The sequence below is a fragment of the Advenella mimigardefordensis DPN7 genome, from assembly GCF_000521505.1.
GTDB classification, from domain to species: Bacteria; Pseudomonadota; Gammaproteobacteria; order Burkholderiales; family Burkholderiaceae_B; genus Advenella; species Advenella mimigardefordensis.
Map to the genome: position 1 here is coordinate 3,151,138 of NZ_CP003915.1, position 16,964 is coordinate 3,168,101.

The following is a 16,964-nucleotide window of genomic DNA, read 5'->3' on the forward strand; positions in this document are numbered from 1 at the left end:
TAGATCATGCTGCCGTAGGCACAATCAGAACCCGGTCTCGGTCCAGCACTTCAATATCACCGCTGACGCCGCCTGTAAATAAGCCGTACCACACCGCCGGTTTCAACCCAAGCACCTTGCGGCGAAACTCCAGCGGCTGGTCCGCATAAATACAATCGAAATATTCGTTTTTGACGACCTGACAATCATCGCGTTGTTCTGCGTCACGCACCAGCGGCGCGAACTCTTCGACGCATGGCACAAAGATGCGAACGCTCGCAGCAGGCATCTGGCCCATTGCGCCTTGGTGCTCCAGCAACGCTGCCTTGCGGTTCCATACCTCATCTATATGTCGGATGCGCTCGCCCTTGGAAAAGGCACTATCTTCTGCCTGTATTGCAGCCTGTATCGTCAGGTTGGCGTCAACTTCGTCAACCCGTCCCAACGGCCTCAATTTACGGGTAAATTCAATGAAATAGCCATTGGGGTCGCGAACATAGATCGACTCGATCACTTCATGGCGCGTCTCAACGGAGACATCCAGCTTTGCATCCTCAAGCCTTTTTTTCCAGGCTTTGAGTTCGTCTTCACTGCGCACCAGCCAGGCAGTATGCGTCGCGTCAGCAACATGATCTTCCGGCAGAGGCCGCATACTGCTGCGCCCTTGCATCGTTTCAGGTTCGCGTGAACCCAGATAGTAAAAAAATGCGATTGTGCTGCCGTTACCACTATCGAAAAAGAAATGCAGAAAATCCGGATGACTCGCTGGCCCCCAACCGCGAGCTGAAATTACATGAACCAGACGTAAGCCCAGCACGTCGCGGTAAAATGCGACCGTCTCGCGCAGGCGCCATGTCGGCCTCGCCGTATGGTCAACGCCGTGCAGCCGAAGTACACCGGGCGTATCGTGAATATCAGTCATGTGAAATCTCCATTGGGCATTAATCAAAGAAAACGCGCCTGCAGCCAGCGGGCCAGATCGCGACCAGCCTGGTATCGTCCGGGTTCTTCATTGTCCGCCAGGGCCCGACCATGGTGATCGCCGCGAATGCGAAGGTGCTGCTTGTCCTGGGCCGCGAGTGCGCTATAGATCGTCTGCACGTCACCCGGAAAGCAGGCCTGATCGCCGGTGTATTCGATCACCAGCGTTGGTATGTCAATGGCCGGGGCAGTACGCGACAGACTCGCATTGGATGAAAGCGCCGACCAGGTCGAGAGCCAGCTCTCCGGTGTACAGAAACGTGCGAAACCAACTGCGCCATAGTTCGATGAATAAGGATTTTTGCCCCACAAGGAGCCCGGATGGCGGTCAGAGGGATCGAGACTCAGATCCAGGCAACGCAAGTCTGCATCGGTTCGCCAGACGATCAGCACCGGTGTATGAGCAGCGAGCCGTTTGTCATCTGCAGCGCTGTCAGCCTGCGTTTTCACCCCCTCGCGCGCCTTCATTCGCGTGTCGATCATCTGCTGCGCGGCCGCGTCCAAACGGGCAACCCTTTCGTGCTGGCCGGCACGATAGCGTTCGATAAATTCTGGTGAATAACGCGCCTGTCCATTCGGTTTATAGCCATTGGCAGGATCCAGCGGATCCAGGTCAGATACGACAGACAGGGCATCACCCTCCTGCGCAACAGATGGGTCAATACAATTCATTAACAATGCCCCCTGCCCTGGGTGCGGGCCGACCAGAACCATGCCGTGAACCCGCGGCATGTCCAGATCGCCCAAACCGGTCCGCTTACCAGCCGGGCTGCGCGCAATACGTTGCGTCCCGGGCAAAGCCGATTGTTCAGCGTAAAGCGAATACAATCCCGCCCCTCCCGAATTACCCAGCAGAACAATATTCTCGAAGTTCTGCTCACGCAGGAAAGTCAGGCCAGCGGTGACATCATGTAATGCGAACTCATGTTCCAGGCGCAAGTCATTGCCCACTGATCGTGCTCCCTGAGACCAGGCGGCGAAGCCTGCCGCAACAATATCTGGAATAAGGTAATGGCACGCCATGAATTCACGCGGATGCATGATGCATACTACCGTCCTGCATGGCTTGCCGGCAGGCTGGTACAGAGAGCCCGAGGTGGCGGCGCCATCGGCACAGCGCAGGACCACGTTGCGGGTTGAAGTGCCCGCTGGTAAATCACGTGGATTCCAGTCCGTATTCAGAAACCCAGCGGTAACAGGATTTGCAGAAGGATTTGTTGCCACAATCGTTCTCCTTAACTAATGTCTAATGTCATTTCAGTGTTATTTGACACATTAGATAATTATTTGACTTGTATGTCAATTAATTTTTAATATTTGACGAATCCGTCAAATCAAGGAAAATAATGGTCTATACAATCGGCAGCCAACTGGGGTTTAATGACTGTGTTGCGACAGGGAGTACAACAGTGAACGACATTTCGACAAAGGCTACGCTCAAGGGAGAAGCGCTACGCAGTGCCATTCTGGATGTAGCAGCAACGCTTTTCATTGAGAGGGGCACCGGCGGCACCAGTATCCAGGACATTGCCGAAGCGCTGGGATTGAGCCGTACCGCGGTGTATTACTATTTCAAGAACAAGGAACAGATTCAGCAATCGCTCACAGAAGAAGTGCTGAGCGCGGCGCGCAAGCTGGCCGGCGACACGGTTGCTCGTGACGATCTTGACCCGGTGACTGCATTGCGAGCGCTGGTCACCCAACACGCTGACCTGATTCTGTCACGTCCTGCAGAGTTCCGGGTGGCGGATCGTACTGAGGCCGATTTGTCACCAAAGCAGCGCGTATCCGTGCAGAATGCGCGCCGCAATGTGCTTGAAAATTTCAGCCATGTCATAGAAAGAGGGATCAGGGAGGGCGTGTTTCGCATGGTCGACGCACATGTAGCTGCGTTCAGTCTGATCGGCATGTGTAACTGGTCAGCCTGGTGGTACAAGCCAGAGGGCAGACTGGATCGCGCCAACGTAGCCGAAATCATGGCTGACATGGCTGTCAATTCGTTGTTGCGCGAAGCAGCAAGACGACCGGAAGTGCCGGATGTACGCGAATCGCTGCGTCTGGTTCGTGAGGATCTCGATTACCTGGAAAAATTGGTTCTGTCCGACAGCAAATAACGCTCACGCACCTGCGTCTGCTCCGGCGGCATTCGGCCGCAGATAAAACGGCAGGCACTGTACCCTTGCCAGGCACTCGAAGGCGTTACCAGAGGGTACTCGAAAAGCGATATTAAAACGCTTGGCCTGTGACAAACGTCATTGCGGCGGCTCTATACGAAGCGATCACCAAACAGAAAGGAAAACAACTATGAAATATCCCTTTACGCTGACACCCGATGGCCCGGGATTTATGGTGACCTTTCCGCATATTCCGGAAGCCATCAGCTACGGAGAAGACAAAGCGCAGGCCATTGATTTAGCATATGACTTGCCTGATTACGGCCCCTGATTTTTACTTTGACGACATGCGCCATGTGCCTACGCCGTCGGCAACAAAAGCCGGACAGCACATCATCGACCTTCCGGGCACTGTGTCAATCACGCTTGCTAGAAATCTGCTATTACCCGGCTTTGGCCGCCAGATACGTTTCCGTCAGTCGAATCCAGTAGCTGGCGCCAATAGGAATCAGCTTATCGTTGAAATCGTAACTGGGATTGTGCAGCATGCAGGGCCCCAGGCCATGGTCGGGTTCACGGTGATTTCCATCACCATTTCCCAGAAAAACATAACTGCCCGGGCGTTCCCGCAAGAAGAAAGAGAAATCTTCGGACGGCATCACTTGCACATGTTCGCGCACCATGTCGGCGCTGCGGTCACCGTACAGCGATTCCATAACCTCGCGGCAGAACTCGGTTTCATCGGGCGTATTCACCAGCGGCGGGTAGCGACGGTCAAAATCCACCTCACAGGTGCAGCCGAAGCTGGCGGCAATCTGCGTGGCCAGTTCGCGCATGCGGTTTTCCATGATATCAATAACGTCATCTGAAAAACAGCGCACCGCTCCGCCCAGCCAGCCACTATCGGGAATCACATTATTCGCCGACCCGGTGTGGATTTGCGTGATGGATAAAACGGCAGGATCAATGGGACGAACAGAACGCGACACAATGGTTTGCAATGCAACTGCAATTTGCGCGATGGCCGGCACCGGATCGGCACAATCGGCTGGCGCCGCTGCATGACCACCCTTGCCGGAAACCGTGATTTTAAATACGTTACTGGACGCCATGAGCGGCCCGCTACGATAACCGAAGGCCCCTTCAGGCAACCCCGGCCAGTTGTGCATGCCAAAAATCGCTTCGCAGGGAAAGCGGTCCAGCAAGCCATCATCCAGCATGGCTTTGGCGCCGGCTGCGCCCTCTTCTGCGGGCTGAAATATCAAATGAACCGTACCGTCGAAATTACGTGTGTCATTCAGGTAATGTGCTGCCGCGAGCAGCATGGTGGTATGACCGTCGTGACCGCAGCCGTGCATTTTGCCATCGTGCTGCGAACGGTGCGCGAAGTGGTTTTCCTCCTGCATGGGCAATGCGTCCATATCGGCACGCAAGGCAATGGCCTTGTCGGACGTGCCCGCACGGATAGTAGCGACCACACCTGTTTTGCCTATGCCCGCCTCGTAAGGGATACCCCACTCCTTGAGCTTGCCGCAGATCACCTGTGCGGTTCTGTTCTCTTCGTAGGCCAGTTCAGGATGGGCATGGATATCCTTGCGCACATCCACCATTTCCTGAAAGTTCTTGATTTCTAACATATTTCGTTCCGGAGACTCCAATAGAATCATCATAATCCGGTTTCTGTTGCCAGGCAAAGCCAAGTCGGGTATTGGCGCAAGAAAAACCCCAGTAGATCGGGTTTTTCCCAAGAAACAGAGACAAAACGCCTGGCGGACAGGTTAAAAACTCAAAGCATACTTATGCTGATACGTTTGCCGAGCTCACGATAGGCCGATTCAATAAACTCCAGCTTCGTCGAATGCTGCAAATCCAGCAGCCGATCAACCTGCGGCATACGAACGTCCAGCCTGCGTGCAAGTTCGGCCTTGCGAACCTTTTGCTCAAGCATCTCATTCATAAGCAACACTTTGGCAGTGACCAGTGCCGGCAGAGTGACGGACTGCTGCCCTTTTTTTAATTTGGATGGCATTGGAATCGGGCGCTTTTCATCAAAATAAATCTCGAACGCAGCCTCTAATGCATCCTCAGCATTTAACAGCGCCTCTTGCTCATCATCCCCGACCGAGTTCGCTTCAGGAATATCGGGAAATCCGACTAGCAAGGTGCCATTATCATCTGGTGTTAATATGACGGGATAAATTAACATGCGATTTTCTCCTGATGGCCTAAGGGCGACGCCTGGTGATCATTACATAAAAAAACTGATCATCAACAGCTCACTTCCCTTTCCGCGGCCAATAGATAAAAACAAGAAAACCAACAATAACTGTCAGAAATACATAAACCGCGTAGTCAAAACGCAGGTTTGTGAATAGCAGCAACATTACGCCCATCAGCAGACCTGCTGCTATATTTTGGCTAAAGAATGTTTTTAAAAATTCCCACATATCAAGAAGTCCGTTCAAGAGCGCTGAGAAAACGCTAATTCTCGTCTCTCAAATATCCCTTTTTACGCCAATGTGCCAAAGCGAATTCGTCATCTTCATCGGGTGGCTCGCCTTCGAGTAACTCATTGTTCGCCATCAACAGCTTGCGCCTGGCCAGCCGAAATATCCGATGGGCGACATCCAGCTTGCGACCGCCAAGATAGCTGAGCGCGAATCGCTCCCCCTCCCTCTCCTGATCAGGCATGTACTCGATAACCACACATTCTGATCCGTCCGCCTGACGTTGCAGAATGAAAAAAAAGTGCTCGGTTACAGTCTCCCCATTCGCCGCGCGCGCCTCTTTCGAGACGCGAACGAGGCTGTCTTCACGTTCGCCGTCGCTGATGAATCCGTCCTGACGAAAAGCAACGAAAAGGTCACGTGCCCAGAATCCGTTATGATCAGTGTAGAAATTGTCATAGGGTTCAGCGACGGGGAGTGCCAGCATACTTCTCACATCGCTAGGCGAAATGAGTTTGCGAGCATAGTCAAAAGTGGATGCTGCCTCAAGCAGCGTAGTCCACGCGGCATCACGTATGGATTTGATTTCTGCTGGAGCAGCTTCATCCATTACACGCCAATCACGTTTACGATCGCCCGGAAGACGCATTCGCTGAGTCAGCTCCCAGTGTGTCTCAGCGCGTTTCCCGGTCAATATCTGCCAGAAGCTGCGTTTTTCTCTTTGCAGGTCGACACTTAACGCAATTGCAATATCGGGCTCGTGTTCTACATAAATCTTGCGCCACGGATTGCGTGCACCCTTTTGAACATATTGACTGACACGAAAGGCTGTTGCACCCTTCCGAAATTCATAGCAGCCGAGGTTGCGCTCACCCTGTTCCAGCGAAATGAGAGACAGGTCAGACAGTCTGAAAATATTTTCTACGCTCAATTCCCGAGTGGGGAAGATAAATGGAATGTTTGGAGGGCGTACATCAAGACCTTCGGGTTTAATAACCGATTTACCGGACCGAAGCAGGCGCAGGACATCTTCTCTCCACAACGTCGCGTGATCGCCGTCTGGATCATCATTAATGCATTCGGAAGTGAAAATTTTTTCCAGCTCCTCTGCATCCATGAAGCCCCAGTCGTCATCGCTCCCGGAAAATTGCAAAAGCGTCCTCTTTGACACCATTTTGCCACCTGTACTGATATCGTATTCCTCTGTAGCAGCGATCACCGCAGCTCCCAGGTCGCCTTTAACGTTGAGACTGCCGTGATTGTAGTTACCCCAGAAAAGTTCGTTCACCCTGATAGAACCGGCGATGTAGAGTTCCTGTCCGCCGACAACGACATTGCCGGCGGTCACGTCCCCAGTAACAATCAATCCCGTGGCACCATCGTCATTTTCGTTTCCGATTAATCCTTCTACCTTCAGATTTCCATCAATGAAAATCAGCAGAATGCTATCTGCGGGCATAGGGGAATTTTCGGGATTAACCGATGTGCCCAAAGGATTATCTAAATTCAGTTCTGCAAGCGTCACATCTCCGTCGTAATATAAAACGGTCTCTTCATCCAGTTCTCCGTGATTGTGAGCGTTGCGCCTGACGGCCCAGCAATCGTCCGGCATCCGGCCTTTGATATTGGAAAAAGCGGTATGTATGAATTGAGTAAGAAGCATAGTATGAAATAATCCAGAGATGACTATTGCATCAACGTTTTCAAAACTGCTGTGGTAACTGCATATCAACCAATCTTGAAACCGGGCTCTGGCTTCAAACTTTTTCCCACGGGGAAAATGAATCCTTCCGAATGAATTTATCACCTTGCCCGAATTCTGGCAGTAATAATAGGGACTCATCAAGCACCAGGATGCTCGCCATTGAAACTAACATTGCTTTGTCCATATCGGCACCTTCACGACTGAAAACCTGAATATCAAGATCGTCATCTATTTCAATATGGACAATATCAGAATGATGTTTCATCACATATTCTGTCGTAAAGACTGCTCTGTTCTTTTCTACGTCAGTTATCTTCATGTTTGTGCTCTATTCTCGAATAAAACCGGTTTCCTATGCATTTGCGATCGATCGTCGAGCCAATCCAGCCTGAAAGACAGCATTCCCGCAAAGGACGAATGATCTTTTCAATGCCGCTAGATGACAACCTGCTCGTCAATAGTAGCCTTTTTTGATGCTGTATCACCTAGCCGCGCAGCAGCTAGCATATTATTGTCCCAATATTCATTTATCCATTGCGCTGCGTATACGATCAGCCTGCACTGGTTGTTTCAAGTCGGGGCAAGCGGTTCGAATGTCCTTTTCACTTATAAAAGTGGCTAATGGGCCAGTCCGACGACTTTGCGATTTTTCAGTAAGAGACCAAAAATCCATCTTTCGATAACTCCAACCCCAAAGTGCCGGACGACCGTCTGCATCCAATGCAGCAACAGCGAAATGTGGAGCATACACACTCGTCTCGTCAAGATATAACCCCACAAAACGACGATTGAGTTGGCGTAATGGGTTTGGTATATAGAAACCCTTTGGGCCTGGGACCAGCCCAGGTAAATTCTGCGACCGACCCTCTTGAACAAACCAACATGGTGTAGCAGCAAAATCGCGTTGAGCAATTCGGTTTGCAATGAATATCTGGACAATCCAAATTAGAAGAATGAGGCAAACTACCGTTAACAAACTGAATAAAAACCAACGAATTCTCACTATTTCCCCTTGCGTACTCGTTCGTCCGAACCATCCTGGGCGAGCATTTAAAGTATGGAGCGCATCGTCACGCCTCACCTAACGGTTACGTAAACCAGGATTGTACCCAGCGGCTACTGGCGCAGCCAAAAACGAAGTGAAGATCATCACAAAATGCATTGACCTATAGCTACCGCCAATGCACAACTGCTAGTATGTTATTCGAAGGCGGCAGCAGCGCGTTGCAGGCGATCAGCGACGGCATCCCATTCGGTATCTTCCGGCAGGCGCTCTATCAGCAAGTGGTCCAGATTTTGTTGATCGGCATCACGCAGCAACGCATATAAGTCATGCGCATAGCGTACCGGATCAGCAGACACCTGGTGCCATTGCAACTGTATTGGCAGATTAGCTGGCGCGCTGTTAAACGCATAGATAGCCCAGCGTTCCTCTTCGGGACGGGCTGCCAGCAGGCTGTCCAGGTTCGCAGCATCAAACAGGCTGAGGCGGGTTTGCGGCGCATAGTGGGCTTTCAGGGTGCCCGATGCGCGCGGTACTGCGGCGTCCGGGCTGGCCGGGGTATAACCCAGCACTTGTGCCAGTTGGGCTGCCGATATATGTCCCGGACGAAGTAGCACCACCGGCATGCCCTGGGCAATGCGCGAGACGTCCACGATTGTCGATTCAATACCAATCTCGGTATCGCCACCTTCCAGCACCGGCATGCCGGCAGCGCATTCCTGTGGAAATTCGTCGCGCACGTGCTGGGCCTTGGTCGGCGAAACATGACCGAAGCGATTCGCGGAAGGCGCAGCGATACCGGCCTGCCCTGAGGGACGCAAGCGAGCGAAGGCACGGATCAGCGCCTGTGCGACCGGATGTGAGGGGCAACGCAGGCCGATACTGTCCTGCCCTCCGGTAACCGCATCTGTGATTGCCGGGTTTTTGGGCAGTATCAGTGTCAGTGGCCCGGGCCAGAATGCCTGCATCAGCTTTTGTGCTTCTGCCGGCACATCCCGCGTCCAATAGGACAGATCTGCCTCTGGTGCAATATGCACAATCAGGGGATGGTTGGCGGGCCGCTGCTTGGCCTGATAAATTTTGGCCACGGCCTGCGCGCTTTCTGCGTCAGCCCCCAAACCATAAACCGTTTCGGTAGGCAAAGCCACCAGACCGCCTTCGTCCAAAATGCGTGCAGCATAGTCAATCGAGGTGGTCATATCGGTCATGTGAATGGTCTTGCGTTGCGTGGTCATTAAAGGTAATCCTGATCTGTCTGGACGGCCTCTTCGGACAAAAAGTGATTGAGATAAATTTGAAAAACGGTCAGGACAAAACGGTACGGATGCCCATTTTACGGATCACATCCCGCGCCCGTTCCTTGGCCTGTTCTATGGTCGTACCAACAACATTGATGTGCCCAACCTTGCGACCCGGGCGTGGCTCGTCCTTGCCGTAAAGGTGCAGCGATACACCGGGAATGGCAAGAATGTCGTGCCATTGAGGCTCACGCGCATGGCTGGCATTGCCATTGAACCAGCAGTCACCCAGAATATTGAGCATGACCACCGGCGTGAGCAAATCCGTTGCGCCCAGCGGCATGCCGGTCATGACACGGACCTGCTGTTCAAACTGGCTGGTGACACAGGCGTCCATTGTGTAGTGGCCACTGTTGTGCGGCCGCGGCGCTATTTCATTTGCAATAAGACGGCCATCAGACAGCACAAAGAATTCGACACACATCACGCCCTGATAATTCAGGCCTTCAGCAATGCGCAGGGCCGCTTCCCTGGCTTGTTTGGCCAGGTCTTCCTTAACCAGACCCTCGGCAACAACCGTGCTGGCCAGAATACCGTTCTCATGTGTGTTGATACCAATTGGGAAAATCGCGGTCTCGCCACTGATTGCCCGCGCCATCACAACTGAAATTTCATAGTCGAGCGGCAGCATGGCTTCAAGTACGCAGGGAATCTGTCCAAAGGTACGAAACGCTTCAATTGCTTCGGCTCGGCTTGATACCCGCTGCTGGCCCTTGCCGTCATAGCCCAGGCGAGCCACTTTCAGAATACCCGGAAACAATGCATCCTGCGCCTGCTCCAGATCGCTCACATCGCGCACCTCACAATACGGTGCCACTGGAATATCCTGAGCACTGATGAATGCCTTTTCAGCGATGCGGTCCTGTACCACGGCGACCGCTGCGGCACCAGGCGTTACGCGGCAGCTTGCCGACAGTTGCTTCAGACTGCTGGCCGGTACGTTTTCAAATTCGGTGGTCACGGCGGGTGTGCTGGCGGCCAGTTCCTTAAGCGCCACGATATCGTCGTAGGCTGCAGCCATATGCCGCTCGGCCACCATGCCGGCAGGACTGTTGCCGGATGGATCCAGAACAACGACTTTGTATCCCAGCTTCTGCGCCTCATGACAGAACATGCGGCCCAGCTGGCCGCCGCCCAGCATGCCCAGCCACTCACCAGGATGAATGCGGTCAGAAAGTGCTATTGGTGTTTGCATTAAAAAATTCTCTTTCAGTTCTGAGGAGCCGGCGGCAGGGTCATCGCCCTGGCCGCGTTGGTTTGTTTCTCACGAAACGCACGCAATTGCTCGCGCAACGCCGGGTTGTTCATGGCCAGCATGGCAATCACGTGCAGCGCGGCATTGGCAGCGCCGGCTTCGCCGATGGCAAAAGTAGCCACTGGAATGCCCTTGGGCATTTGCACGATGGATAACAGCGAATCTTCGCCGCGCAGATAACGCGATGGGACCGGCACGCCAAACACCGGCACCTCTGTGAGCGCCGCCATCATGCCTGGCAAATGAGCGGCACCGCCGGCACCGGCGATAATGGCGCGCAAGCCGCGATCATAGGCTGCCGCACCGTATTCGGCCATGTCCTGAGGCATACGATGGGCCGAGATGACCTGCGCCTTGTAAGAGACACCGAATTGCTCGAGCATGTCTGTGGCGTTTTTCATGACGTCCCAGTCACTGGACGAGCCCATGATGACGCCAACCAGTGGTTGATCTGCCTGCTGCGATTCGGTATTTTGATTACCGGGATTAACTGTGTTGTTCATAGCGCCCTGCTCACCCGATCAGGCGGGTCGCCGCCTCGCGATACTTGTCTGCGGTTTTCTGCAAGACCTCTTGCGGCAGCCGCGGCGCCGGCGCCGTCTTGTTCCAGGGCTGGGTTTCCAGCCAGTCGCGTACAAACTGTTTGTCGAAGGATGGTGGGCTGATGCCTGTCTGATAGGAGTCTGCTGGCCAGAAACGGGATGAGTCTGGTGTGAGCACTTCATCCATCAGATGCAGCACGCCTTTTTCGTCCAGACCGAATTCGAATTTCGTGTCGGCTATGATGATGCCTTTTTCTGCGGCATAATCGGCCGCCTCGGTGTAAAGGCGCAGCGTGATGTCACGGATCTGCTCGGCGACCTCCTGCCCGACTTCGCGTACGACATGGGCAAAATCAACGTTCTCATCGTGCGAGCCCATTTCGGCCTTGGCCGCCGGTGTAAAGATAGGTGATGCCAATTTCTGAGCCTGCACAAGACCCGCAGGCAGGCTCACGCCGCAGATGGCGCCGGTTTTCTGATAGTCGTTCCAGCCGGAACCGATCAGGTAGCCGCGAGCAACGGCTTCTACCAGTACCGGCTTCAGGCGCTTGACGACCATGGCCCGGCCGCGGACCTGATCTGCTTCCGAAGGCTGCACCACGTCTTCGGGTGCTATGCCGGTCACATGGGTGGGAATGATATGGCCCAGTTTCTTCAGCCAGAATTCGGTCAGTTCAGTCAGCACCTGGCCCTTGCCGGGAATGGGGTCATCCAGGATGACATCGAATGCGGAAATACGATCAGAAGCAACAATCAACAGTTTGTCGTCGCCCACAGCGTACATATCACGGACTTTACCACGTGCCAGCAATGGCAGAGACTGAATATCGGATTGAAGAAGCGCAGATGTCACCGGAAATCCTTTGCAAGGGAAAATATCATGCCGTACGCAGGGCCCAAAAGCATGGGCGCGCGCGTATGTTCATGGAACAGAAATGGGAATAATCCGTTATTTTACCGCTATCTGTTGTGCTTTTACGCAAAAAACCCCGCCACAACGCATTGTTGGGGTGTGGTATCCATGGTCGGCCGTCACGGGAGGCGGAGCCGTCGTCAGCCTCGCATGGTTAATGCGGGCTCTACCTGTATCGCTGAAAAAACGCGTCTACCGACCGAAAAAAATACCCATCGTCGTCGGGCACGCCGCCGGGCTCGCTGACACGGCTCATCCCGGATAGTCACCCGAGGGGCTTTTTGCAAAACATTTCGTCCTCATCCGAGTTTACACAAAATAATAATGTGATTAATTTTGTCATGCACCAACCGTTATGCAGTTGGGCTTTGCCTAAAGACAATATTCGGAGACAAAATGAACTATTCATTTCGGTATAAAGCACTTCATTTTCATACGCTTATTGCCCTTCTATTGGGTGGCTCTGCGTTTGCACCGATACACGATGCAGTCGCCAATGCACAAACGAGCAACCCGCAATTATTTACGCCCAGCACTGGCGGTGACCGGGCAAGCTTCAGAACGCCCGAGTTTTATGCAAACTGGGGACTCAATTTACATAAGTTCGATGCGGCCTATGCGGCGGGCGCAACCGGCCAACGAGTAAAGGTGGGTCAGCTGGACAGCCCGCTATATATCGCACATCCTGAATTGGCGGGGATCAGCTTCAGCACCGTTGGCAGCTATCCTTTGGCCACCACGCCGAAATTCGATGCGGGCACAGGAAAGCCTGCCTATCACGGCATGCACGTCGCGGGCATCATCGCAGCCAGAAAGGACGGCAAAGGCATGCACGGCGGCGCTTTCGGCGCCACCGATTTCGTGGCAGGCGACTTCGCAAGACTGTACGAAGCGTATCTGAAGGCAGGAGAATCTCTGTTCAAGCTCGGGCAAACCATCGTCAGCTCGGGTGCGGATTTCATCAATCACAGTTACGGATACAACTTTGCCAATTACGCGTTTCCTGTAGCCCTTCCCGACAGCAAAACCGGCGCACATGGCCCGGATATTCGCCACATGCGGCAATATCGCAACAATGGGCACATCGAGTTCAGTTCTGCCAACGGTGTCGTCAATGTGAGTTCGGCTGGAAATGATCGTTATTATGCTGCATTCAATGCAGCGTTCAACAAACACGACACGCGCCCCAGATTGTTCCGAGGGATCGGAAATGCCACCGGCATAAATAGCATCCCCTATCTGAATTATCTCGCGACGGATCTGACCGATGCCGACTGGAGCCGAATAGAAAAGGGTATTGTAAGTGCAGTCATTCTGAATGGCACCAACGATATCAACAGTTATTCAAACATTTGCGGTATCAGTAAATACTGGTGCATCGGCGCGGCAGGCGGCATGCTGGCTGAGCCGAATAAGGCCTATGCCACCGCCCTGCCCAGCCTGCCTTACCCGGTAGACTACTATTACCCCGGTGCCAGCGGCCAGAAGTACATTTATGAACCTCTGAATGGCAACATTTCTTCGGACAAATATCGGATCCTGAGTCTCGCAGTGACCAGTAAAGCACCACCCGGTTCGCCTGAGGCCGAGGTCATGGATCCGAAAAACCTGCAGCCGATATACCGGATGGCAATGGGTACGTCCATGGCAGCGCCGACACTGACAGCCGGGCTTGCGGTCACAAAGTCCCGGTTTCCCTATCTTCAGAACTGGCAGATCCGTGACATTGTGCTGAGCACGGCACAGGATATTGGCGCGCCCGGCATTGACCGTGTGTATGGCTGGGGCGCAATGGACCTGGAGGCCGCCATGGGCGGACCGCGCACCTTGTTTGCACTAAGCAGGGACTATATTGAAAAGCTTAAACAATACGAAATAGAGGCTGCAGACAAATACAATCCGATCGTTGCAAAAGCCGATTATTACGCTACACAGGCGTATGAACTGAAATTGCAAATGATCGACAATGCCCAACGTGCTGCAGAAGCGGAAAAAGCGGGTGATCATCAACTGGCAGCCCAATTGCTTGCACAGAACCAGCAACTGGCCCCACAAGAGGCGGCGTTTCGCAGGCAGGCCTATGAGCATGAGCTCACGCGCATACAGCCGAACAACGCAGCAGACACCCCGGAAAACGCATTTGAATATATCAATTTTGTGGTTAACATTCCGGGCAAAAAAACAGAAGCCTGCGCCGAAGATGCATGCGTGGCCGATGTCTGGACCAACGATATTTCCGGTCCCGGCGGTCTGGAGAAAAAAGGCGCCGGCCTGCTCGCGCTTGCGGGTAACAGTCATTATACCGGCGGCACAAAAATTACCGAGGGCGTGCTGCAATTCGGTATCGGCGGCAGAACCGGCAGCGTGACCGGCAACATCATCAATAACAGCTCGCTGGTTTTTGCCCGTTCTGATGAATGGGCCTACAAGGACAATATTACCGGTTCCGGAGACGTTACAGTGCTGGGTGGTGGCACCTTCCGTCTGCACGGCAACAATACCTATACGGGTTCCACCCATGTCTATGATGGTCGGCTTGCTGTCGACGGTTCAACGATCTCACAAACAATTGTTTATAGTGGCGGGATGCTCAGCGGTACGGGCCGGGTCGGTGGCATTCAGGTCCGTCAGGGTGGGATTGTATCGCCGGGCAATTCCATAGGCACATTGACTGTCGCGCATTCAGGCGCTACCGGCGCCGCTGCGGGCAATGCGGTCTTCGAGCCGGGTTCACGACTGGCCATCGAGGTCGATGGTCAGGGCAACCATGACGTATTGAAAGTTGAAAACTACGCGGATATTCATGGTGGCGTGGTTGATGTCGGTATTGCCCGTCTATCCAGAACACAACTGGCGCAACAGGTCAGACAGAGCACGCAAAAACCGTATGAGATTCTGACTGCCGGTGCGGGCGTGACCGGCGCTTTCGATCAGGCCCGGCTCGATATTGACCTGCCCTTTATTGCCGCCGGCTTACGCTACTGGCCACAGACCGTGGGCCTGACGCTAGGCAGAAGCCAGCTTGGCTTTGGGACAGCAGGCCAGACCTACAACCAGAAACAGATTGGCGGAGGCATTGAGTCACTGACGTCTGGCCACCCCTTGTATGATGCCTTACTCACGTCGGCCTCACGCCAGGAAGCAGCCAATAACCTGCAGCAGTTGTCCAATGTCGATATTCACGCCTCACTCAAACAGGTACTGCTCAACGACACGCGCTACATGCGGGATGCCGCCCTCGGCCGGACCGGGTACGCGGCTGTCCAGTCCAATGATCGTGCCGGCATGGAGCGCAAGCCGCATACGGACACGAATACGAACGTGTGGGGCAAGGTGCTGGGTTCCTGGCAAAAACACAAGGGGGATGGCAACGCCGCCGGGCTGGATCGCAATATCGGCGGCGTGATCTTTGGTGTAGATCATGTGATGAACCACAACTGGCGAGCCGGGGCCCTGGTGGGTCTGTCCAATAGTTCGCTCAAGAGCGAGCGCGCGTCAGCCAAAGTAGACGGTTATCAAGTGGGCGCGTATGCTGCCACAGAACGCGAACATTTTGGATTGCGCGTCGGTGCCTCCCTGGCTCACCATGCAATAACCACCCAACGCAGTGGCTTTGTGGACGTCAGGTCCGGAAACAAGGCCAAATACAGTGCTAACACCATGCAAGTCTATGGCGAGCTTGGCTACAAATTTGCGGCAAAAGCCGTTGTCATCGAACCGTTTATCAACAGCGCATATATACATCTGAAGACCCGCGCATTCAATGAAGATGGGGATGCCAGCAAGGTATCGGGCAAATCTCAATCGACTAATGTTGTATCCAATATCCTGGGCGCAAGAATATCAAATGTCATTGAAAGTGGCTCAGGTACAGCAATCAAACTGTCCGGCATGATTGGCTGGAATTACAACGTCGGAGATATTAATCCCAAGGCGTCAGTGAAGTATCCAGGCGGCAACTCATTCGACGTCCGTGGAACTCCGCTTTCCCGAAACGCGTTCGTCACTGAATTGGGGATACAGGCCAACCCCGACAAGCGTCTTTCCGCAGGTTTGTATTATGACGGCCGATTCGGCAGGAAGGTATCGGATCACACCTTGTCCCTGGGTATCCGGTATGCGTTCTGATCGCCCAACGTATGCCCGACGATTGCTTCAATATGATGAATGACCCACGTCATTGAATGACACCCCAAAGGTTGTATCTGTTTTCAACCTTTGGGGGTTGTTATGGGCTAAGCTTTCTCAAAGTATCGCCTGCAGCCCCTTGTCGGCAATGACGTTAAGCAATTTCAATGCGGGCCCGGACGGACGGGAATGGCCCTGCTCCCATTTGCGTATTGTGGAAGCTGTGGTATGTAAATGTTGCGCAAAGACAGGCTGACTAATATGAAGTGATTCGCGCAACTTTCGTATCTGTGCCGCCGTAAAATGTCTGACTGGCAACGGGAAACGGGTGTCAAACTCCCCAATGGCCGTCTTGCCAATCGCGCCTACCGCCTGTAGTTCAGCCAGCTCGCCGCGTAATGATTCAATGATTTTTCCAGTCACAATGCAACTCCTGTAGAACGCCAGTTTGCATAGTGCATTTATTCAAAACCATCATACTGCCACTACATAGAATTAATACAGTAGCAGTATATACACTAAGCGCATCGCTTTCTATTACGGAAACCCACAAGCAAAACCCCGCCACAACGCATTGTCGTGGCGGGGTTTTCCGAACT

14 protein-coding genes are annotated in these 16,964 nt (G+C 53.4%); 3 read left to right on the forward strand and 11 right to left on the reverse strand.

Going from position 1 to position 16,964, the window contains the following annotated elements; translation table 11 throughout:
* Positions 1–4 precede the first annotated feature (4 nt).
* Together MIM_RS14475 and MIM_RS14480 are read right to left on the reverse strand one after the other, a co-directional pair.
* The gene (locus MIM_RS14475; RefSeq protein WP_025373478.1) at positions 5–901 is read right to left on the reverse strand and encodes a VOC family protein; all 897 of its coding nucleotides are present in this window, start codon (positions 899–901) and stop codon (positions 5–7) included.
* Between the two features lie 23 nt (positions 902–924).
* Positions 925–2,187 carry an alpha/beta hydrolase gene (locus tag MIM_RS14480; protein WP_144084652.1) on the reverse strand — a complete coding sequence of 421 codons (1,263 nt, stop codon included), beginning with the start codon at positions 2,185–2,187 and terminating at the stop codon, positions 925–927.
* A gap of 119 nt (positions 2,188–2,306) precedes the next feature.
* On the opposite strand from MIM_RS14480, the gene MIM_RS14485 reads away from it, so the two are divergent.
* Both MIM_RS14485 and MIM_RS23220 read left to right on the forward strand, forming a co-directional pair.
* Positions 2,307–3,074 carry a TetR/AcrR family transcriptional regulator gene (locus MIM_RS14485; RefSeq protein WP_084458998.1) on the forward strand — a complete coding sequence of 256 codons (768 nt, stop codon included), beginning with the start codon at positions 2,307–2,309 and terminating at the stop codon, positions 3,072–3,074.
* Between the two features lie 190 nt (positions 3,075–3,264).
* Positions 3,265–3,405: a hypothetical protein gene (locus MIM_RS23220; RefSeq protein ID WP_158318739.1), complete on the forward strand. Its 141-nt coding sequence runs from the start codon at positions 3,265–3,267 to the stop codon at positions 3,403–3,405.
* Positions 3,406–3,517: 112 nt separating this feature from the next.
* Here the strand turns inward: MIM_RS23220 and MIM_RS14495 are convergent, their stop codons facing one another.
* From MIM_RS14495 to MIM_RS14535, 8 genes are all read right to left on the reverse strand, one after another.
* Entirely contained in the window at positions 3,518–4,711 is a 1,194-nt protein-coding gene (locus MIM_RS14495) for a M20 aminoacylase family protein (protein WP_025373481.1), read from the reverse strand.
* Positions 4,712–4,860: 149 nt separating this feature from the next.
* Positions 4,861–5,280: a type II toxin-antitoxin system HicB family antitoxin gene (locus tag MIM_RS14500; protein WP_025373482.1), complete on the reverse strand. Its 420-nt coding sequence runs from the start codon at positions 5,278–5,280 to the stop codon at positions 4,861–4,863.
* 275 nt (positions 5,281–5,555) lie between these two features.
* Complete coding sequence (locus tag MIM_RS14505; protein ID WP_025373483.1) at positions 5,556–7,184, reverse strand: hypothetical protein; 1,629 nt, start codon at positions 7,182–7,184, stop codon at positions 5,556–5,558.
* 94 nt (positions 7,185–7,278) lie between these two features.
* Positions 7,279–7,545 carry a hypothetical protein gene (locus MIM_RS14510; protein WP_025373484.1) on the reverse strand — a complete coding sequence of 89 codons (267 nt, stop codon included), beginning with the start codon at positions 7,543–7,545 and terminating at the stop codon, positions 7,279–7,281.
* Between the two features lie 881 nt (positions 7,546–8,426).
* A complete protein-coding gene (locus tag MIM_RS14520; RefSeq protein ID WP_025373485.1) occupies positions 8,427–9,437 on the reverse strand; it encodes an L-threonylcarbamoyladenylate synthase in 1,011 nt (336 codons plus the stop codon).
* Positions 9,438–9,534: 97 nt separating this feature from the next.
* On the reverse strand, positions 9,535–10,722 hold the full coding sequence (locus tag MIM_RS14525; protein WP_025373486.1) for a 5-(carboxyamino)imidazole ribonucleotide synthase: 1,188 nt from the start codon (positions 10,720–10,722) through the stop codon (positions 9,535–9,537).
* 14 nt (positions 10,723–10,736) lie between these two features.
* On the reverse strand, positions 10,737–11,210 hold the full coding sequence (purE, locus tag MIM_RS14530; RefSeq protein ID WP_144084755.1) for a 5-(carboxyamino)imidazole ribonucleotide mutase: 474 nt from the start codon (positions 11,208–11,210) through the stop codon (positions 10,737–10,739).
* Positions 11,211–11,295: 85 nt separating this feature from the next.
* Positions 11,296–12,177 (reverse strand): phosphoribosylaminoimidazolesuccinocarboxamide synthase, encoded by an 882-nt coding sequence (locus MIM_RS14535; RefSeq protein WP_025373488.1) that lies wholly within the window; start codon positions 12,175–12,177, stop codon positions 11,296–11,298.
* A gap of 456 nt (positions 12,178–12,633) precedes the next feature.
* Here MIM_RS14535 and MIM_RS14540 point away from each other — a divergent pair, with 456 nt between their 5' ends.
* A complete protein-coding gene (locus tag MIM_RS14540) occupies positions 12,634–16,365 on the forward strand; it encodes an autotransporter domain-containing protein (RefSeq protein ID WP_025373489.1) in 3,732 nt (1,243 codons plus the stop codon).
* A 117-nt stretch (positions 16,366–16,482) separates the two neighbouring features.
* On the opposite strand, the gene MIM_RS14545 is transcribed toward MIM_RS14540, so the two are convergent.
* A complete protein-coding gene (locus MIM_RS14545) occupies positions 16,483–16,788 on the reverse strand; it encodes a helix-turn-helix domain-containing protein (RefSeq protein ID WP_025373490.1) in 306 nt (101 codons plus the stop codon).
* Positions 16,789–16,964 lie beyond the last annotated feature (176 nt).

Bases quoted from the DNA above. Each gene is read 5' to 3' on its own strand.
- MIM_RS14505 (WP_025373483.1), bottom strand. From the start codon at position 7,184: ATGCTTCTTACTCAATTCATACATACCGCTTTTTCCAATATCAAAGGC.
- MIM_RS23220 (WP_158318739.1), top strand. From the start codon at position 3,265: ATGAAATATCCCTTTACGCTGACACCCGATGGCCCGGGATTTATGGTG.
- MIM_RS14540 (WP_025373489.1), top strand. From the start codon at position 12,634: ATGAACTATTCATTTCGGTATAAAGCACTTCATTTTCATACGCTTATT.
- purE (WP_144084755.1), bottom strand. From the start codon at position 11,210: ATGGGCTCGTCCAGTGACTGGGACGTCATGAAAAACGCCACAGACATG.
- MIM_RS14485 (WP_084458998.1), top strand. From the start codon at position 2,307: ATGGTCTATACAATCGGCAGCCAACTGGGGTTTAATGACTGTGTTGCG.
- MIM_RS14475 (WP_025373478.1), bottom strand. From the start codon at position 901: ATGACTGATATTCACGATACGCCCGGTGTACTTCGGCTGCACGGCGTT.
- MIM_RS14510 (WP_025373484.1), bottom strand. From the start codon at position 7,545: ATGAAGATAACTGACGTAGAAAAGAACAGAGCAGTCTTTACGACAGAA.
- MIM_RS14500 (WP_025373482.1), bottom strand. From the start codon at position 5,280: ATGTTAATTTATCCCGTCATATTAACACCAGATGATAATGGCACCTTG.
- MIM_RS14520 (WP_025373485.1), bottom strand. From the start codon at position 9,437: ATGACCGATATGACCACCTCGATTGACTATGCTGCACGCATTTTGGAC.
- MIM_RS14495 (WP_025373481.1), bottom strand. From the start codon at position 4,711: ATGTTAGAAATCAAGAACTTTCAGGAAATGGTGGATGTGCGCAAGGAT.
- MIM_RS14525 (WP_025373486.1), bottom strand. From the start codon at position 10,722: ATGCAAACACCAATAGCACTTTCTGACCGCATTCATCCTGGTGAGTGG.